At 61.5% G+C, this 17,605-nt stretch carries 19 protein-coding genes; 5 read left to right on the forward strand and 14 right to left on the reverse strand.

Annotation, left to right across the window (positions count from 1 at the left end; all coding sequences use genetic code 11):
* Positions 1-19: 19 nt before the first annotated feature.
* The 11 genes from lipB to PSH96_RS25490 form a co-directional block, all read right to left on the reverse strand.
* The gene (gene lipB / locus PSH96_RS25440) at positions 20-667 is read right to left on the reverse strand and encodes a lipoyl(octanoyl) transferase LipB (RefSeq protein ID WP_305455978.1); all 648 of its coding nucleotides are present in this window, start codon (positions 665-667) and stop codon (positions 20-22) included.
* The gene (locus PSH96_RS25445; RefSeq protein ID WP_017136054.1) at positions 667-948 is read right to left on the reverse strand and encodes a DUF493 domain-containing protein; all 282 of its coding nucleotides are present in this window, start codon (positions 946-948) and stop codon (positions 667-669) included. The genes lipB and PSH96_RS25445 overlap by 1 nt, the downstream gene beginning before the upstream one ends.
* Positions 949-1,033: 85 nt before the next feature.
* Entirely contained in the window at positions 1,034-2,191 is a 1,158-nt protein-coding gene (locus tag PSH96_RS25450) for a D-alanyl-D-alanine carboxypeptidase family protein (protein ID WP_017136053.1), read from the reverse strand.
* Between the two features lie 172 nt (positions 2,192-2,363).
* Positions 2,364-3,365 (reverse strand): septal ring lytic transglycosylase RlpA family protein, encoded by a 1,002-nt coding sequence (locus PSH96_RS25455; RefSeq protein WP_305455981.1) that lies wholly within the window; start codon positions 3,363-3,365, stop codon positions 2,364-2,366.
* Positions 3,365-4,375 carry a lytic murein transglycosylase B gene (gene mltB, locus PSH96_RS25460; protein ID WP_017136051.1) on the reverse strand — a complete coding sequence of 337 codons (1,011 nt, stop codon included), beginning with the start codon at positions 4,373-4,375 and terminating at the stop codon, positions 3,365-3,367. Before mltB ends, PSH96_RS25455 begins: the two co-directional genes overlap by 1 nt.
* A 17-nt stretch (positions 4,376-4,392) precedes the next feature.
* Positions 4,393-5,496 (reverse strand): rod shape-determining protein RodA, encoded by a 1,104-nt coding sequence (rodA, locus tag PSH96_RS25465; RefSeq protein ID WP_178076257.1) that lies wholly within the window; start codon positions 5,494-5,496, stop codon positions 4,393-4,395.
* Positions 5,497-5,527: 31 nt separating this feature from the next.
* Positions 5,528-7,426 (reverse strand): penicillin-binding protein 2, encoded by a 1,899-nt coding sequence (gene mrdA, locus PSH96_RS25470; RefSeq protein ID WP_056861964.1) that lies wholly within the window; start codon positions 7,424-7,426, stop codon positions 5,528-5,530.
* Positions 7,427-7,441: 15 nt separating this feature from the next.
* On the reverse strand, positions 7,442-7,909 hold the full coding sequence (gene rlmH, locus PSH96_RS25475; protein WP_058412894.1) for a 23S rRNA (pseudouridine(1915)-N(3))-methyltransferase RlmH: 468 nt from the start codon (positions 7,907-7,909) through the stop codon (positions 7,442-7,444).
* Between the two features lie 9 nt (positions 7,910-7,918).
* Positions 7,919-8,413, reverse strand: coding sequence for a ribosome silencing factor (rsfS, locus tag PSH96_RS25480; protein ID WP_010206793.1), 495 nt, complete (start codon positions 8,411-8,413; stop codon positions 7,919-7,921).
* Positions 8,414-8,482: 69 nt separating this feature from the next.
* Positions 8,483-9,127 (reverse strand): nicotinate-nucleotide adenylyltransferase, encoded by a 645-nt coding sequence (gene nadD / locus PSH96_RS25485; protein ID WP_056861963.1) that lies wholly within the window; start codon positions 9,125-9,127, stop codon positions 8,483-8,485.
* Positions 9,127-10,392, reverse strand: coding sequence for a glutamate-5-semialdehyde dehydrogenase (locus PSH96_RS25490; protein WP_058420197.1), 1,266 nt, complete (start codon positions 10,390-10,392; stop codon positions 9,127-9,129). The genes nadD and PSH96_RS25490 overlap by 1 nt, the downstream gene beginning before the upstream one ends.
* 174 nt (positions 10,393-10,566) lie before the next feature.
* Here PSH96_RS25490 and PSH96_RS25495 point away from each other — a divergent pair, with 174 nt between their 5' ends.
* Together PSH96_RS25495 and PSH96_RS25500 are read left to right on the forward strand one after the other, a co-directional pair.
* Complete coding sequence (locus PSH96_RS25495) at positions 10,567-11,250, forward strand: DNA-3-methyladenine glycosylase (RefSeq protein WP_305455985.1); 684 nt, start codon at positions 10,567-10,569, stop codon at positions 11,248-11,250.
* Positions 11,251-11,405: 155 nt separating this feature from the next.
* Positions 11,406-12,722, forward strand: a complete 1,317-nt coding sequence (locus PSH96_RS25500) for a bifunctional DedA family/phosphatase PAP2 family protein (RefSeq protein WP_305455987.1) — start codon at positions 11,406-11,408, stop codon at positions 12,720-12,722.
* Here the strand turns inward: PSH96_RS25500 and PSH96_RS25505 are convergent.
* The 3 genes from PSH96_RS25505 to PSH96_RS25515 are packed head-to-tail and all read right to left on the reverse strand — an operon-like array spanning position 12,716 to position 14,397.
* Positions 12,716-13,309, reverse strand: coding sequence for an LON peptidase substrate-binding domain-containing protein (locus PSH96_RS25505; RefSeq protein WP_305455989.1), 594 nt, complete (start codon positions 13,307-13,309; stop codon positions 12,716-12,718). The genes PSH96_RS25500 and PSH96_RS25505 overlap by 7 nt on opposite strands.
* 21 nt (positions 13,310-13,330) lie before the next feature.
* Complete coding sequence (locus PSH96_RS25510; protein WP_305455990.1) at positions 13,331-14,047, reverse strand: LrgB family protein; 717 nt, start codon at positions 14,045-14,047, stop codon at positions 13,331-13,333.
* On the reverse strand, positions 14,044-14,397 hold the full coding sequence (locus PSH96_RS25515; RefSeq protein ID WP_305455991.1) for a CidA/LrgA family protein: 354 nt from the start codon (positions 14,395-14,397) through the stop codon (positions 14,044-14,046). The genes PSH96_RS25510 and PSH96_RS25515 overlap by 4 nt, the downstream gene beginning before the upstream one ends.
* 163 nt (positions 14,398-14,560) lie before the next feature.
* On the opposite strand from PSH96_RS25515, the gene PSH96_RS25520 reads away from it, so the two are divergent.
* From PSH96_RS25520 to PSH96_RS25530, 3 genes are all read left to right on the forward strand, one after another.
* On the forward strand, positions 14,561-15,016 hold the full coding sequence (locus tag PSH96_RS25520) for a MaoC family dehydratase (protein ID WP_065911248.1): 456 nt from the start codon (positions 14,561-14,563) through the stop codon (positions 15,014-15,016).
* 105 nt (positions 15,017-15,121) lie between these two features.
* Entirely contained in the window at positions 15,122-16,840 is a 1,719-nt protein-coding gene (locus PSH96_RS25525) for a C13 family peptidase (protein WP_056861957.1), read from the forward strand.
* A 29-nt stretch (positions 16,841-16,869) separates the two neighbouring features.
* A complete protein-coding gene (locus tag PSH96_RS25530) occupies positions 16,870-17,511 on the forward strand; it encodes an oxidoreductase (RefSeq protein WP_017136040.1) in 642 nt (213 codons plus the stop codon).
* Positions 17,512-17,605: the final 94 nt, after the last annotated feature.

Genomic DNA, 17,605 nt, shown 5'->3' on the forward strand with positions numbered 1-17,605 from the left:
ACTGCATCAGTAGTCATAATCAGTCGATTCCGCCCGTAAGGGTCGTCTGCTCAGCATAGTCGAGGTGTTTGACGAGCTGCGCACGCAGCCGGGCACTTACCTCGGCAAATTTAATCGGTGTGGCGTGGTCGCTCAGTTGAGTCATCGCCAGCCCGGCATAACCGCACGGGTTGATGCGCCGAAACGGCGCCAGGTCCATGTCCACATTCAGGGCCAGGCCATGAAAGGAGCAACCATGGCGAATGCGCAAACCGAGGGAGGCGATTTTCGCGCCGTCCACGTATACACCGGGTGCATCGGGCTTGGCCGCGGCAGTGACGCCGTAACTGGCCAACAGCTCGATCAGGCAAGCCTCCATGCGGCTTACCAGGTCACGTACGCCATAGCCCAGCTTGCGTACGTCCAGCAATAGATAAGCGACAAGCTGACCAGGGCCATGGTAAGTCACTTGGCCACCTCGGTCGACCTGCACCACCGGAATATCACCCGGCAGCAGCAGATGCTCAGCCTTGCCGGCCTGGCCCTGGGTGAAGACCGGCGGGTGTTCCACCAGCCAGACTTCATCCGGGGCCGAGGTGCCGCGCTCGTTGGTGAAGCGCTGCATGGCATGCCAGACCGGCTCGTAGGCCATCTGGCCGAGCTCGCGAAAGCCCAGGACCTGTGACATCACAACACCATGTGCACGAAGCCGGTGGCCCGCAGTTCACTGTTGATGTCGTAGAGCTGGTCTTGACCGGTTGCCACGATGTGCAACTGGATCGTGGTGTACTTACCGTTGGAGCTCAAACGCTCGTCCACCCGGTTGTCGTTGATCGTCGCGTGTTTACGCACGATCTCGAGAATCTTGTCTTTGTTGCCTACACCGGTATCGCTGATCACCTTGACGGGATAGTCCACGTTGGGGAATTCGATCTTTGGCGCCTTTACTTCTACTTCTTTATCGGTCATGGCAGAACAGCCTCGTAAGCGCTAAGCCGTGGCGACGGGCAAAGCCCCGCGCTGGATCAACGCGGGGCTTTGCAGGTGCGCACAATCAGTTGAACAAGCCGTAGAAGAATAGACGGATGCTATCCCACACGCGGCGGAAGATACCACCTTCGTCAACGGCGTCCAGTGCGATCAGGTCGGCGCTGTGCACCACCTTGTCGTCCAGCTTCACTTCGACTTTACCGATCACGTCACCCTTGGCGATTGGAGCAACCAACTGCGGGTTCATGGTCATGCTGGCAGCGAGCTTTTTCAGCTGGCCTTTAGGCATGGTCAGGGTCAGGTCATCAGCCAGGCCGGCCTTGACTTGATGGGTCGCGCCTTTCCATACCGGGGCTTGAGCCAGCTCGGCGCCCTTCTGGTAGAAGGTCTGGGTTTCGAAGAAGCGGAAGCCGTAAGTCAGCAGTTTTTGCGTTTCGGCCGCACGGGCCTGCTCGCTGTTGGTGCCGAATACCACGGCGATCAGGCGCTGGCCATCACGTACGGCGGACGACACCATGCAGTAGCCGGCTTCGTCGGTGTGGCCGGTTTTCAGACCGTCGACGGTCTTGTCACGCCACAGCAGCAGGTTACGGTTAGGCTGCTTGATGTTGTTCCAGAAGAACTCCTTCTGGGAGTAGATCGCGTAGTGCACCGGGTCGACACGGATGATCGCGCGAGCCAGTACTGCCATGTCGTGAGCCGACGAGTAGTGCTCCGGGTTCGGCAGGCCGGTCGGGTTCATGAAGTGACTGTTGGTCATGCCCAAGTCGCCGGCAGTCTTGTTCATCAAGTCGGCGAACGCGTCTTCGCTGCCGGCGATGTGCTCGGACAGGGCCACGCTGGCGTCGTTACCGGACTGGATGATGATGCCGTGCAGCAGGTCGCTCACGGTAACCTGCGAACCGACCTTGATGAACATCCGCGAACCGCCGGTGCGCCAAGCGTTTTCGCTGACGGTAACCGGATCATTCTCGCCGATCTGGCCGCGACGGATTTCCAGGGTCGCGATGTAGGCCGTCATCAGTTTGGTCAGGCTGGCCGGAGGCAGGCGCTGGTCACCGTTGTTCTCGACCAGCACGTTGCCGCTGGCGGCATCCATGAGGACCCAGGCCTTGGCGGCCAGTTGCGGGGAAGCTGGCACCATTTCCACCGCCCAGGCGGCCGGGGTAATGATCAGCGAAAGTAGCAGGCACGTGCGTTTGGCTAAGGTGGTGATGTTCATCCGTCTCTCGAAATTGCTTATGGAAACTTGCCCTCGCGGGCAAAACTATTCAGACAGCCCGCTGCCAGACTGTCGCGTGTTCGGTTGCCCGCTCACCCCTTGCCCCTGGGTTTTTATTGTTCACGAGCCAACAACCTCGGTTCAGGCGAACCTGAACCATCAATCCTTTTACTTATTCAGCCGTGACGACGCTGGGTTGCCCCAGGTTGGCCAGGCGCACGCTGTTCTGTACTTGCGCCACTTCGCTTGGCGAACCAATCGGGCCCATGCGTACACGGTGCAGGGTTTGCTGGTTACGCACGATGGAGCTGATAAATACTGGCGCGCTGACCATGCCGCTGAGCTTGGACCTTAACAGTTCTGCCGCATCCGGGTTGGCGAAAGCGCCGACCTGCAGGTACTGGCCACCCACTGTAGATGCGCCTGGCGCTGCATGCGGCACCACGACCGTGTCCGGTGCGTGCTGCGCCGGTGGCGGTGTCCACTGCTCGATCTTGCCCGCCGAGGCGGTCACTTGCGGTTGCGGGGTTTGCGGCTCGTTGAGCATCAATGGCGCCGGTTTGCCGCGCTGAGCCCAATACTGCGCCGGGTCGATACCTTCGACTTTCACGCGCGCGGTGCCGGTTTCGGCATAACCGAGTTTCTTCGCGGCGGCGTAGGACAAGTCGATGATCCGGTCCGAATAGAACGGCCCACGGTCGTTGACCCGCAGGATCACCGTACGGTGGTTGTCCAGGTTGGTCACGCGTACATAGCTGGGCAGCGGCAAGGTCTTGTGGGCCGCGCTCATGCCGTACAGGTCATACACTTCGCCGTTGGCGGTGTTCTGGCCATGGAATTTGGTGCCGTACCAGGACGCCGTGCCCGTTTGCGAGTAGGTCTTGGATTCCTGCAGCGGGAAGTAATTCTTGCCCAGCACGGTATACGGGTTGGCTTTGTAAGGCCCGGTGTGCAGGGTCGGCGTGGCATCCGGGATCTTCGATACGTCGACATCCCACCATGGCGCGCCGTCTTTGTGCGCGCGGTTGATGTCCAGGCCCGGCTGGGCGCGCACGATAGCACCGCCCTTCGGCGCCGGAGCACGGCTGGTGGTGGAGGAACAACTGACAACCAGCAAGGACAACGCGGCGAACGCCACCAGCTTGAGCGGTTTTTGGAACGGCGATACCCGCATTACTTGTTGCCCCGTGCTTGGACCAGCATGTCTGACAGCTGATGCACGGCCATGGCGTACATCACACTGCGGTTATAACGCGTGATTGCGTAAAAATTCTTCAGGCCCATCCAGTATTCCGGGCCGTTTGCGCCTTCGAGGCGGAACGCCGTCACCGGCATATCATCGCGTGGCGCATTCTGACTCGACCAGCCCAGCGCTCGCAACTCCCCGACGGTCTTGACCGGCTCAATACCTTGGGTCAAACCTTCGTCGGCGCGCTCGCCGGTGACATCGGCGCGGATCACCACCGGTTCACCGGCCACCCAGCCGTGGCGCTTGAAGTAGCTGGCCACGCTGCCAATGGCGTCGTCCGGGTTGCTCCAGATATTAATGTGGCCGTCGCCGTCGAAATCCACCGCATACGCCCGGAAACTGCTCGGCATGAACTGCGGCAGGCCCATCGCACCGGCGTAGGAGCCCTTGAGAGTCAACGGGTCGACCTGTTCTTCGCGGGCCAGCAGCAGGAATTCACGCAGCTCCTTGCGGAAAAACTCGGCGCGCGGCGGGTAATCGAAGCCCAGGGTCGACAAGGCGTCGATCACCCGGTAACTGCCGGTGTTGCGCCCGTAGAAGGTTTCGATACCGATGATGGCGACGATAACCTGGGCTGGCACGCCGTATTCCTGCTCGGCGCGCGCCAGTACCGCTTCGTGCTGGCGCCAGAAGTCCACGCCACGCGCCACGCGGGCGTCGGTGAGGAACATCGGGCGGTAGTCTTTCCACTGTTTGACGCGCTCGGCGGGACGCGAGATCGCATCAAGGATCGCCTGCTTGCGCTGGGCTTCACGGAACACGCCCATCAGCTGTTCACCGGCGAAACCGTAGTCGCGGGTCATTTCACCGACAAATTCGGCGACCTGGGGTGAACCATCGTAGTCACCGGCCTGCACCTCTTGCGTCGCGCCCAGGAGCCCAATCAGGCCCATCCAGGACGCGTGCCGAGTCGCCCAGCCGCGCATTACTTGCATTGACATCTTCACCTTATTCAAACCTGCGCGATCCACTTGCGATGCGTGTGAATCGACATCAAAACCCCAAACGCTGACATCAATGTCACCAGCGAAGTTCCGCCGTAGCTAATGAACGGCAACGGCACCCCAACCACCGGCAACAGGCCACTGACCATACCGATGTTGACGAAAACGTAAACAAAAAAAGTCATGGTCAGGCTGCCGGCGAGCAATTTGCCAAACAGCGTCTGCGCCTGGGCGGTAATCACCAGGCCGCGACCAATCAGCAGCAAATAGATCAGCAACAGCGCGCAAATGCCCACCAGGCCGAACTCTTCACCCATTACCGCAATGATGAAGTCGGTATGGCTTTCGGGCAAAAAGTCCAGGTGTGACTGGGTACCCAATAACCAACCTTTGCCAAACACGCCCCCGGAACCAATCGCCGCCTTGGACTGGATGATATTCCAGCCGGTGCCCAGCGGGTCGCTCTCCGGATCAAGGAAAGTCAGGATCCGCTGCTTCTGGTAGTCGTGCATAAAGAAGAACCACATGGCCACGGCCACCGGGATCGCTGCGGCCAGCACGCTGAGGATCCAGCGCCAACGCAAGCCACCCATAAACAGCACGAACGCCCCGCCCGCGAGGATCAGCAGCGAGGTGCCGAGGTCGGGCTGGCGTACAATCAAGATGAACGGCACGCCGATCAATATCAGGCTGATGCCCACGTGCTTGAGCTGCGGCGGCAAGGTGCGCTTGGACAAATACCAGGCGATGGTCGCCGGCATCAGGATCTTCATGAATTCCGACGGCTGGAAGCGAATCACCCCCGGAATGTTGATCCAGCGCGTCGCGCCCATGGCGTTGTGACCCATTACGTCCACCACCACCAGCAGCAAAACACCAACGACATACCCCAGCGGCACCCAGCGCGCCATGAAACGCGGCTCCAGCTGGGCGATAACCACCATCGACAACAGGCCCAGGCCGAACGACGACGCCTGTTTAATCAGCAGGTCCCAGTTTTTGCCGCTGGCCGAATACAGCACGAACAGGCTGCCGGCCGCCAAGGTCAGCAGCAAAATCAACAACGGGCCATCAATGTGCATGCGCTGCAGCAACGTCGCACGGCGACGCATCACATCCTCACTGGAGAGGATGCGGTCAAAATTACTCTTCACGGGCCGTAACCTCGGTACTTGAAGGGGGGCCGCCATATTCGGGTTTAAGCCTGCCGTCGTCGGCCAACAGCCAGGCGTCCATGATCTGGCGCACCACAGGCGCCGCGACGCCGGAGCCGGACTCGCCGTTCTCGACCATCACCGCCACCACGATTTTCGGGGCGTCGGCCGGCGCAAAGCCGACAAACAAGGCGTGGTCGCGGTGACGCTCCTGAACCTTGGAGCGGTCATATTTCTCGCCCTGCTTGATCGCGACCACCTGGGCCGTACCGCTTTTGCCGGCAATGCGGTATTGCGCACCGACCGCGGCCTTGCGCGCCGTGCCACGGGCGCCGTGCATCACTTGCTGCATGCCGTGGTTGACCTTGGTCCAGTCGGACGGGTCGCGCAGCACAATGTCCGGAATCGGGTTTTCATCCACAGGCTTTTCGCCTTCGATGGTCTTGGCCAAGTGCGGGCGGTTCCACACGCCTTTGTTGGCCACCAGCGCAGTGGCCTGGGCCAGTTGCAACGGTGTGGCCTGCATGTAGCCCTGGCCGATGCCGAGGATCAGGGTTTCGCCCGGGAACCATGCCTGGCGACGGGTCGCGCGCTTCCACTCCCGCGACGGCATCAAGCCAGGGGATTCTTCGAACATATCCAGGGAGACTTTCTGACCAAGGCCGAACTTGCCCATATAGGCAGACAGCCGATCAATCCCCAGCTTGTGGGCCAGGTCATAAAAATAGGTGTCGTTGGAACGCATGATCGCGGTGTCCAGGTCGACATAGCCGTCACCGGTGCGGTTCCAGTTACGGTATTTGTGATCGTAGTTGGGCAGCATGTAGTAGCCGGGGTCGTACACGCGGCTCGAGGCCGTGACCACACCCGAATCCAGGCCGGCAATCGCCACCGCCGGCTTGATGGTCGAACCCGGCGGGTACAGCCCGCGCAATACGCGGTTAAACAGCGGCCGGTCGATGGAATCGCGTAACTCGGCATAGGCCTTGAAGCTGATTCCGGTCACAAACAGGTTCGGGTCGAAACTCGGCTGGCTGACCATCGCCAGCACTTCGCCAGTGGCCGGGTCAAGCGCCACCACGGCGCCCCGACGACCGCCCAGAGCCATCTCCGCGGCTTCCTGCAACTTGATATCCAGGCTCAGCACAATGTCTTTGCCGGGGATCGGGTCGGTGCGCTTGAGCACACGCAGCACGCGGCCACGGGCGTTGGTCTCCACTTCTTCGTAACCCACCTGGCCGTGCAACTCCGGCTCGTAGAAACGCTCGATGCCGGTTTTGCCAATATGGTGGGTGCCGCTGTAATTCACCGGATCGAGGCTTTTCAGCTCTTTCTCGTTGATGCGCCCCATGTAGCCGACCGAGTGCGCAAAGTGTGCCCCTTGCGGGTAATGCCGCACCAGCTGCGCCACCACTTCCACACCCGGCAAACGGAACTGGTTCACCGCAATGCGCGCGATCTGTTCTTCATTGAGCTCGAACAGGATCGGCACCGGCTCGAACGGCCGACGCCCCTGCTTCATGCGTTTTTCGAAGATCACGCGGTCTTCCGGCGTCAGTTGCAGCACCTCCACGATAACGTCGAGGACCTGCTGCCAGTCGCCGGAACGCTCGCGGGTCATGCTCAGGCTGAAACTGGGCCGGTTGTCCGCCACCACTACGCCATTGCGGTCGAAAATCAGCCCGCGGGTCGGCGGGATCGGCTGCACATGCACCCGGTTGTTTTCCGACAACGTGGAGTGATAGTCGTACTGGATCACCTGCAGGTAATACAGGCGCGCAATCAGCACCGCAATCAAACCCACCACCAAAAAAGCGCCAAACACCACGCGCGCGCGTACCAGACGTGCGTCTTTCTCGTGGTCCTTGATGCGGATCGGCTGGGTCATCGGCAATGGCGCAGATTATTTGTGGTAAGGGTGCCCGGACAGAACTGTCCAGGCGCGATACAGCTGTTCACCGATCAGAATCCTTACCAACGGGTGCGGCAACGTGAGTGCCGACAGCGACCAGCGCTGGTCCGCCCGCGCACACACTTCCGGCGCCAGCCCTTCGGGGCCGCCGACCATGAAGTTGACGGTGCGCGAGTCCAGGCGCCAGCGGTCCAGTTCCACCGCCAACTGCTCGGTGCTCCAGGGCTTGCCGTGCACCTCAAGGGTGACGATGCGCTCGTTGGGGCCGACCTTGGCCAACATGGCTTCGCCTTCCTGACGGATAAAGCGCGCCACGTCGGCATTCTTGCCCCGGGTGTTGAGCGGTATTTCCACCAGCTCCAGCAACAGCTCAGCGGGCAGACGCTTGGCATACTCGTGCCAGCCTTCTTCCACCCACTTGGGCATGCGTGAACCGACAGCGATCAGACGCAGGCGCACAGCCGTTCCTTATTCCTGGTCTTTGTTGAGCTTGTCGAAGTGCGCGTGGCCCACTTCCGGGCTGTGGTGCTTGCCATCAGCCGCACGGCTCTGCTCGGCGCCTTTCCACAGACGCTCCAGGTCGTAGAACTGACGGGCGTTGCTGGTCATCATGTGAACGATCACGTCGTCCATGTCCAGCAGTACCCAGTCGCTGTCGCCCTTGCCTTCTTCACCCAGTGGCTTGACGCCCTGGGCTTTGACGGCTTCGCGAACCTTGTCGAGCATCGCGCCGATCTGGCGGTTGGAGGTACCGGTGGCGATGATCATGTAGTCGGTGATGCTTTGCTTGTCGCGCACGTCCAGCACCTGGATGTCCTGGGCTTTAACGTCTTCCAGGGCCGCCACGGCGACTTTTACCAGTTCTTCGCCAGCCAGCTCAGGGCCGGTGTGCGCTTCTACTGGCAGCGGGGCGCTTTTGAAAGTGCCTTTGCGCTTAACTTTGCTTACGTCTTTGTTCGTCATATAAAACTCGTTTTGCTCGTATGTTCGGGCGCTCGCTGCACGAATGTTCGTGCGATCAAGCGCGCCTTTTCAGTTCGACGCACGGTAAAGCCCGTGCGCATCGATGTAGGCCAGGACCGCGTCAGGCACCAGGAAACGTACCGACTTCCCGCTGGCCAGCAGTTGACGGATCTGGGTGGCGGACACCGCAAGCGGGGTCTGCCAGACGAATGCAATATTCCCGTTCGGCCCGGTCAGGGCCAAGGGGTCACTTACCGATCGCGCGGCCAGCAGGTTGCGCAAGGCATCCGGCGATTCGCTGTCGGCATCCGGGCGTTGCAAAACCAGGATGTGGCAATGCTGGAGGAGTTCCTCCCAGCGATGCCAAGAGGGCAGACCGCAAAATGCGTCCCAGCCCAAAAGCAGAAACAACTGGTCATCTGCGGCCAACTCGGCGCGCATCAGTTCCAGGGTGTCAACAGTGTAGGACGGTTTATCGCGTTTGAGTTCGCGGTCGTCCACCACCAGCGGCGGTATACCGTCTACAGCCAGGCGCACCATCTCCAGGCGTTGCTGCGCAGACACCTGCGGCATATCGCGATGAGGCGGGCGCGCATTGGGCATCACGCGCAACTCATCCAGCGCGAGGGCATCCGCGACTTCCAGGGCACTGCGCAAATGGCCGATGTGCACGGGGTCGAAGGTGCCGCCGAGCAGCCCGATGCGTTTACCCATCAAGTGCGCACATGACCGTCGCCGAACACCACGTACTTCTCGCTGGTCAGGCCTTCCAGGCCAACCGGGCCGCGTGCGTGGAGCTTGTCGGTGGAAATGCCGATCTCCGCCCCCAGGCCATACTCGAAGCCGTCGGCAAAACGCGTCGAGGCGTTGATCATCACCGAGGCGGAATCCACTTCGGTGAGGAAACGCCGGGCATCGCTGAAATGCTCGGAAACAATAGCGTCGGTGTGCTTGGAGCCGTATTTGTTGATGTGTTCGATGGCCTGGTCCAGGTCGTCGACGATACGGATCGACAAGATCGGCGCTGTGTACTCGGTGTACCAGTCGTCTTCAGTCGCTTCGATCACGTCCGCGCCCAGCAATGCACGGGTGCGTTCGCAGCCGCGCAGTTCCACGCCCTTGTCACGGTAAATGGCAGCCAGCGGCGGCAGCACGCGCTCGGCAATGCCGACGTGCACCAGCAGGGTTTCCATGGTGTTGCACGGCGCGTAGCGGTGGGTCTTGGCGTTGTCGGCGATGCGGATCGCCTTGTCGATATCGGCCGCGATGTCGATGTACACATGGCACACGCCGTCCAGGTGCTTGATCACTGGCACCTTGGCATCACGGCTGACACGCTCGATCAGGCTCTTGCCACCACGCGGCACGATCACGTCAACGAATTCCGGCATGGTGATCAACGCGCCTACGGCAGCGCGGTCGGTGGTTTCCACCACCTGCACCACTTCAGCCGGCAGCTCGGCCACGGCCAGGCCCTGCTGAATGCACACAGCAATGGCGCGATTGGAATGAATGGCCTCGGAACCGCCACGCAGGATGGTGGCGTTGCCCGACTTGAGGCACAGGCTCGCGGCGTCGATGGTCACGTTCGGGCGCGACTCATAGATGATACCGATCACGCCCAGCGGCACGCGCATCTTGCCGACCTGAATGCCGGAAGGCAGGTAGCGCATATCGCGGATTTCACCGATGGGGTCAGGCAGCTTGGCCACCTGACGCAGGCCTTCGATCATGTCGTCGATACGTGCCGGGGTCAGCGCCAGGCGGTCCAGCAGGGCCGGCTCCAGGCCATTGGCGCGGCCGTTGGCCAGGTCCAGTTCGTTGGCGGCGGCCAACTCGGAGCGCGAAGCATCCAGAGCATCGGCGGCAGCCAGCAAGGCACGGTTCTTCTGCGCAGTGCTCGCACGGGCGATCAACCGCGAGGCCTGCCGGGCAGCGCGACCCAGGCGGGTCATGTAGTCAAGAACGGACTCAGTCATGGTCAGGGAGTCTTGGCAAAGAGGAAAGCGGCAGATTATAGCTGTGACGCCGCCCGACTGACAGCGGTGAGGGGCGGATGGTCGAAATGAACTGTAAAAACTTGGGGTTCAGCGGTAATTAAGGTGGGAGTTGTTATTATTCGGTCACATTTAGCCGTATTAACCCGTGCCGCCATGTCCAGTTTTGCCCCCCAGCTCCCCGCCAGCGCCCTGCCCGACAGCTTCTTCGACCGTGACGCGCAAATACTTGCGCGCGAATTGCTCGGCAAAGTCATCCGCCACCGCGTCGGTGAAACCTGGCTTTCGGCGCGAATTATCGAAACCGAAGCCTATTACGTGGCCGAAAAAGGCAGCCATGCCTCACTCGGCTACACAGAAAAGCGTAAGGCTTTGTTTCTGGATGGTGGGCACATCTACATGTACTACGCCCGTGGCGGCGATTCGCTGAACTTCAGCGCCCACGGCCCGGGCAATGCGGTGCTGATCAAATCGGCTTACCCGTGGGTCGATGCGCTGTCCGGCCCGGCGAGCCTGGCGCAGATGCTGCTCAACAACCCGGACGCCAATGGCCACCCACGCCCCTCGCAAAAGCTCTGCGCCGGCCAAACGCTGCTGTGCAAAGCCCTGGGCCTGAAGGTGCCGATGTGGGACGCCAAGCGCTTCGACCAGGAACTGCTGTTTGTTGAAGACGTGGGCCAAACCCTGACGCAGATCATCCAGACCACCCGCCTGGGCATCCCCAGCGGGCGTGATGAGCACCTGATGTACCGCTTTGTGGACGCGGGTTATGCGCCTTATTGCACGCGGAACCCGCTGCGCCGGGGCCAGGTCGAAGGCCGTGATTATTTTTTGATTTGAACAGACAGAAGCAGCCCAGCAGATCGAATGTGGGAGCTGGCTTGCCTGCGATAGCGGTTGAACATTCACTCTTGAGGTGACTGACACACCGCCATCGCAGGCAAGCCAGCTCCCACAGTTGATCGCCACTGCCGACATAAATGGAGTGAAGTTTTATGGGCCAATGGCTCGATAGCATTACCGGCTGGCTCACACTGAACCCCGAATGGCTGGCGGTGGCGGTATTTATCGTCGCGTGCGTTGAGTGCCTGGCCATCGCCGGTCTGATCGTGCCAGGCACGGTATTGCTGTTTGCCATTGCGGCCCTCGCCGGCAGCGGTGCGCTGTCGTTGAGTGAAACCTTGCTGCTGGGCTTTCTCGGCGGCTTGCTGGGCGACGGGGTTTCCTACTACCTGGGCCGACACTTCCACCAGAACATCCGCCGCCTGCCCGGTTTACGCCACCACCCCGAATGGATGAACGGCGCCGAAACCTACTTCCATAAATACGGCATCGCCAGCCTGCTGGTCGGGCGGTTCATCGGCCCGCTGCGCCCTATGTTGCCGATGGTGGCAGGCATGTGCGACATGCCGTTCCCACGCTTTGCCGCCGTGAGCATCGTGGCCGCCGCCGGCTGGTCGGTGGCCTACCTGCTGCCGGGCTGGGCCACCGGCGCCGCCTTTCGCCTGCCGCTGCCGGAAGGTTTCTGGCTGGAAGCCGGGATAGTCGCCGGGTGTATCGCGGTGTTGCTGGGGCTGAGCTTGAACAGCAGCCTGCGCGGCCATCGTCGTGCCACCTTGTGGGTCGGTTGCGCCAGCCTGACTTTGTTGATCGCCCTGTTTATCGGCTATCCCCACCTCAATCACTTCGACCAGGGCCTCAGTGCGCTGGTGCAGGAGCACCGCAGCCCGTGGCTGGACGAAGTGATGGTGCGGATTACCCAATTGGGTGAATTCAGGAAAATGTTTATCGCCAGCGCGATTTTCACCGGCCTGCTGCTGGTGGCGCGGCAATGGCGGCATGCCGTATTCGTCGGCGCCACGTTGGCGGGGGCGGCGGTGATCAACACCGGCACCAAGCTGTTCTTCGCCCGTGGCCGCCCGGAAATCCTCACAGAGCCACTGACCAGTTTCAGCATGCCCAGCGGCCACGCCTCCGGCGCCTTTGCATTCTTTCTCGCGCTTGCGGTGCTGGCCGGGCGCGGGCAGCCCACACGCCTGCGCCTGACCTGGATGCTGCTGGGCTGTATTCCCGCCGCCTTCATTGCCTTGTCGCGGGTGTACCTGGGCGCGCATTGGCCCACGGACATCCTGGCCGGCACCTTGCTGGCGATGACGGTGTGCGCCTTCAGCCTGGGCGCCAGCCAGTACCGCAGCCCACTGCCGGCGATGCCGCAAAAGTTCTGGTGGTGGATGTTGCCGGTGGTGGTCGCGGTGCTCGGTTTTATCGCCTTCACCGGCACCCCCCACGCGTTGCTGCGCTACGCCTACTGAGTGAAGAGTTCGCCCTGCAACTCGTCGAGCAACATCTGGATCGCATCCAGGCGTTGCTGCGGGTCATCGAGTTGCAGCAGGTCGATCTTGTCGGCCTCGGTGAACGGCAGCAAATACGCCAGCTGATTGCCCAAGGCTTGCTGGCCCTCGGCATAGGCGTCCATGTCCAGCGAGGCCACCATTGGGTGCTCGGCCAGGGCCTGGAGCAGCGCCAGCAGGTCAGCGTCCTCTTCTTCCAAAGGCTGGTCGGGCTGTTCTTCGAGCCATTGCACCTCGGCTACCAGTAACTGGTCCTTCTGCACGCCGGCGTCGCGTACACGGAAGCGGCGTCCACCTTCGACACGAATCCCCAGCAGGCCGTTGTCCTGCTGCTTGAAATCGCGGATCAGCGCTTCACAACCGATCAGCGCGTAGCCGTCCGGTGCCATGCCGACTTCCTTGCCGTCGAGGATGCACACCACACCAAAGCTTTCGCCCTTTTTCATGCAGCGGCTGATCATGTCCAGGTAGCGCGCCTCGAACAGTTGCAAGTCGAGGGTGCAGCCAGGGAACAACACGGTATTGAGCGGGAACAGCGCCAGACTCATAAAGGTTTCCTTAACCCTGGTTTAAACGATCAACGACACGGCCAACGGCAGGAAAACCGCCGTGCCCACGCCCATCAGACTCATGGCCAGCGCCGCGAAGGCGCCGCACTCTTCACTTTCCTGCAAGGCCACCGAGGTGCCGACGGCGTGGGCGGTCATGCCCAGCGCCATGCCGCGCGCCTCGGGGCTGTGCACACCGAGGCGTGACAGGTACGCCGGGCCGATCATGGCGCCGATCACCCCGGTGATCAGCACAAACACCGCCGCCAGCGCGGCCACGCCACCGATCTGCTCGGCCACCAGCATGGCAATCGGCGAGGTCACCGACTTGGGCGCCATGGTCATCAGCATCATATGTTCGGCGCCGAACCACCAGCCCAGCAACACACACAAGCCGGTGGCCACCACGCCGCCTATCACCAGCGTAGTAAAAATCGGCCAGAACAATTGACGAATCCGTCGCAGGTTCAAGAACAGCGGCACCGCCAGGGCCACCGTCGCCGGGCCGAGCAGGATGCCCATGATCTCGGTGCTCTTGCGGTATTCGACGTAGGTCAGGCCGCAGCTGAGCAACACGCCGATCACCAGCAGCATCGACACCAGCACCGGTTGCAGGAAGACCCAGCGGGTTTTCTCGAATGCCGCCAGCACCAGTTGGTAGGCACCGAGCGTGATGCCGATGCCGAACAAGGGGTGATGAATGACCGCCGACCACGCGCCCTGCCAGTCGACGCTCATTGGTCCTTCTCCTTGCGCTTGACCATCTGCTGCATCAGCACGCCGACAAAGCCCATGGCGATCACCAGCGACAAAACGAGCGCGCCGATGATGGCCCAGAAATCGGCGGCAATGTCCTTGGCGTAGACCATCACACCCACCGCCGGCGGCACCAGCAGCAACGGCAAATAACGTAACAGGCTGCTGGCGGCCAGGCTCAGGGGCTCGCCGACTTCACCGCGCCAGATCAAAAAACCGAGCATCAGCAGCAAGCCGATAATCGGCCCCGGCAGCACCGGCAACAGCAAATGGTTGATCGCGGTGCCGATCAATTGAAACAGCACCAGCCAGGTCAGGCCCCGTAACAGCATCGCTCTCTCCCCTCTATAGCTGGGACGCATTATAAGCACGCCCGCCGTATGCTTCGGCATTCGCCAAAAGCATGGTGGGTTGACCGGGTGGGTTGCCCATGATGATCTACATTGGTTCTCTGTCACCCATAAAAACAGAATCGATGAACCAAGGAGAGTCGCAATGCCCTATGTACCTGTAGCGCAGCTCAAAGATTATGTCGGCAAGGAACTGGGACGTTCCGATTGGCTCACTATCGACCAGGCGCGTATCAACCTGTTCGCAGAAGCCACTGGCGATCATCAGTTCATCCATGTCGACCCGGTCAAGGCCGCCAAGACCCCGTTCGGCAGCACCATCGCCCACGGCTTCCTGTCGCTGTCGTTGATGCCCAAGCTGATGGAAGACATCCTGATCATGCCCGAAGGCCTGAAGATGGCTGTCAACTATGGCCTGGACAGCGTGCGTTTTATCCAGCCGGTGAAGGTCGATTCCAAGGTCCGCCTGAACGTTACTCTCACTGACGTGACCGAGAAAAAACCTGGCCAATGGCTATTTAAGGCCACCGCCACCCTGGAAATCGAAGGCCAGGAAAAACCCGCTTACATCGCCGAGTCGTTGTCACTCTGCTTCGTGTAAGGCCGTGCCTGTGGCGAGGCAATAAACCTTGCCACAGTGTATGTAAATTTATGTATGAAACTCGCAGCTGCGGCATACTCGGCGCTTAATTATCCGGATCCCGCTATGCGCCCACTCGCTCCCCTTGCCCTTGCCCTGTTGCTCACCGCTTGCGGAGACGGCGAATCGCTGTTGCCGCCCGATGCGCGCCTGCCCGACGGCGGCCGTTACCGGGGTGATGTGGTCAACGGTTTGCTGCAAGGCCAGGGCCGCGTGGACTACCCCAACGGCAGTTGGTACGCCGGCCAGTTCGACAAAGGCCAGTGGCACGGCCAGGGCGAATGGCATGGCAGCAACGGCGAGGTCTACAAAGGCCAGTTCCAGCAAGGCCTGTTCGACGGCCAGGGCAGCCTGACCACGGCGGGCAGCAGCTACGTCGGCGGTTTCAAGAACGGACGACGCAACGGCGAAGGCACCCTCAAAGAGGGGCAGATGACCTATCGCGGCGAATTCAAAAACGATCAATACTCCGGCCTCGGCCGCCTGGAGCTGGCCGACGGCAGCCAGTACCAGGGCCAGTTCGTGCACGGCAAACCCAATGGCGAAGGCCAGCGCAACGACGACAGCGGCAACCAGTTCAGCGGCCGTTTTGTCGATGGCCAGCTTGAAGGCAACGGCACCTTCAACAGTGCCGACGGCGATATCTATGTCGGCCAGTTCAAACAGAACCAGCTCAACGGCAAGGGCCGTTATGAAAACGCCGACGGCGACGTGTGGATCGGCCAGTTCAAGGAAGGCGCGCTCAGCGGCAAAGGCGAGTTGATCGGTGTGGACGGCAGCCACTACGTGGGCCAGTTCAGCGAATGGCGCTTCAGTGGCGAAGGCCGCCTGAACCTCACCGACGGCAGTTTCTATGTCGGCGGTTTCGACAGCGACAGCTATCAAGGCAAAGGCACCCTGGTGCTCACCGACGGCACCGTGCAGGCCGGCACCTGGGTCAACGGCATGCGCGTGCGCGACGCCGACGGCAAGTTGCTGCCCGACCCACTGGAGGTCGGCGTACTGGCCCAAGGCCGCTTGCTCGATGCTGCCCTCGCCGCCGTGCCACCTTCCACGCCTGCCGTCGAGCTGTACACCCTGGTGTTGGCCGGCGATGGCAAACAAAGCGTGTTCCTGCGCGAAGCCGATTACGTCAGCAACATGCTCGCCACCCGCTTCGGCGCGCGCGGGCAGATCCGCCTGGTCAACCATCGCGACCACATCGCCGACCGCCCGTTGGCCACCCGCGAAAGCCTGCGCCGCGCCGTGCAAACCCTGGCCGAGCGCACCGGGCCGCAAGACCTGGTGTTTATCTACATGACCAGCCACGGCACCCACGAACATGAACTGGTGCTCGACCAGCCGCGCATGGAACTGGCCGACCTGCCCGCCGATGAGCTGGCCGCCGTGCTTGCGCCGCTCAAGGACCGCGACAAGATCATCGTGATTTCCGCCTGTTATTCCGGCGGCTTTATCCCGGCGCTGAAAGACGAGCACACGCTGATCATGACCGCCTCGCGCGCTGATCGCGTGTCCTTCGGCTGCTCCGAGGAAGCGGATTTCACCTACTTCGGCGACGCCCTGTTCGCCCAGGCGTTCAACCAGACCGACGATTTGCAACAAGCCTTCAAACTGGCGCAGTTGCATGTGGCCGAGCGTGAACAGGCGGACAACTTCGAAGCCTCTGAACCGCAAATCTGGGCGCCCAAAGGCGTGATCGCACACTGGCAATTGTTACGTAAACAGCAGGCACGAAAGGCGCTCGAAAGCGTCTCAATGAATAGCAAGGAAGCCAAAGGCAACTAAGCTGTAACGTGTAACAAGGGGGAAACACCATGTACCTGACACCTCAGCATATCCTGCTCGCCGGCGCCTCCGGCCTCACCGGCGAACACCTGCTCGACCGCCTGCTCAATGAGCCCACGGTGACCCGCGTACTGGCACCTAGCCGCAAGCCGCTGGCCGAACACCCGCACCTGGAAAACCCGGTGGGCGACCCGGCGGTGTTCCTGCCGCAACTGAGCGGCCAGGTCGATATCGCCTTCTGCTGCCTGGGCACCACGATTAAAAAAGCCGGCTCAGAAGAAGCCTTCCGCGCGGTCGACCTGGATATGGTGGTGGCCTTCGCCAAGCGCGCACGGGAGATGGGCGCTCGGCACTTGATCGTGATCAGCGCAATTGGCGCCGACCCGAAATCCTCGATTTTCTACAACCGCGTCAAAGGCGAAATGGAACAGGCGCTCAAGGCCCAGGACTGGCCGCAACTGACCATCGTGCGGCCTTCTTTGCTGCTGGGGGAACGTCTGGAATCGCGCCTGGCCGAGAAAATCGCCGGGCCGTTGTCGCGGTTGATTCCGGGCAAATACCACGGCATCGAAGTTTGCGAACTGGCCCGCGCCATGTGGCGCCTGGCGCTGGAAGAGCAAGATGGCGTGCGGGTGGTGGAGTCGGATGAGTTGCGCAAGCTCGGCAAGTAATACTGCAGCGCCTGTGCCGGCCCCACCGCAGGCAAGCCAGCTCCCACCTTTGGAAGGCATTCCCCTGTGGGAGCCGGGCTTGCCCGCGATGGGG

It is taken from the genome of Pseudomonas sp. FP2338, from assembly GCF_030687515.1.
Taxonomy (GTDB): Bacteria; Pseudomonadota; Gammaproteobacteria; order Pseudomonadales; family Pseudomonadaceae; genus Aquipseudomonas; species Aquipseudomonas salomonii.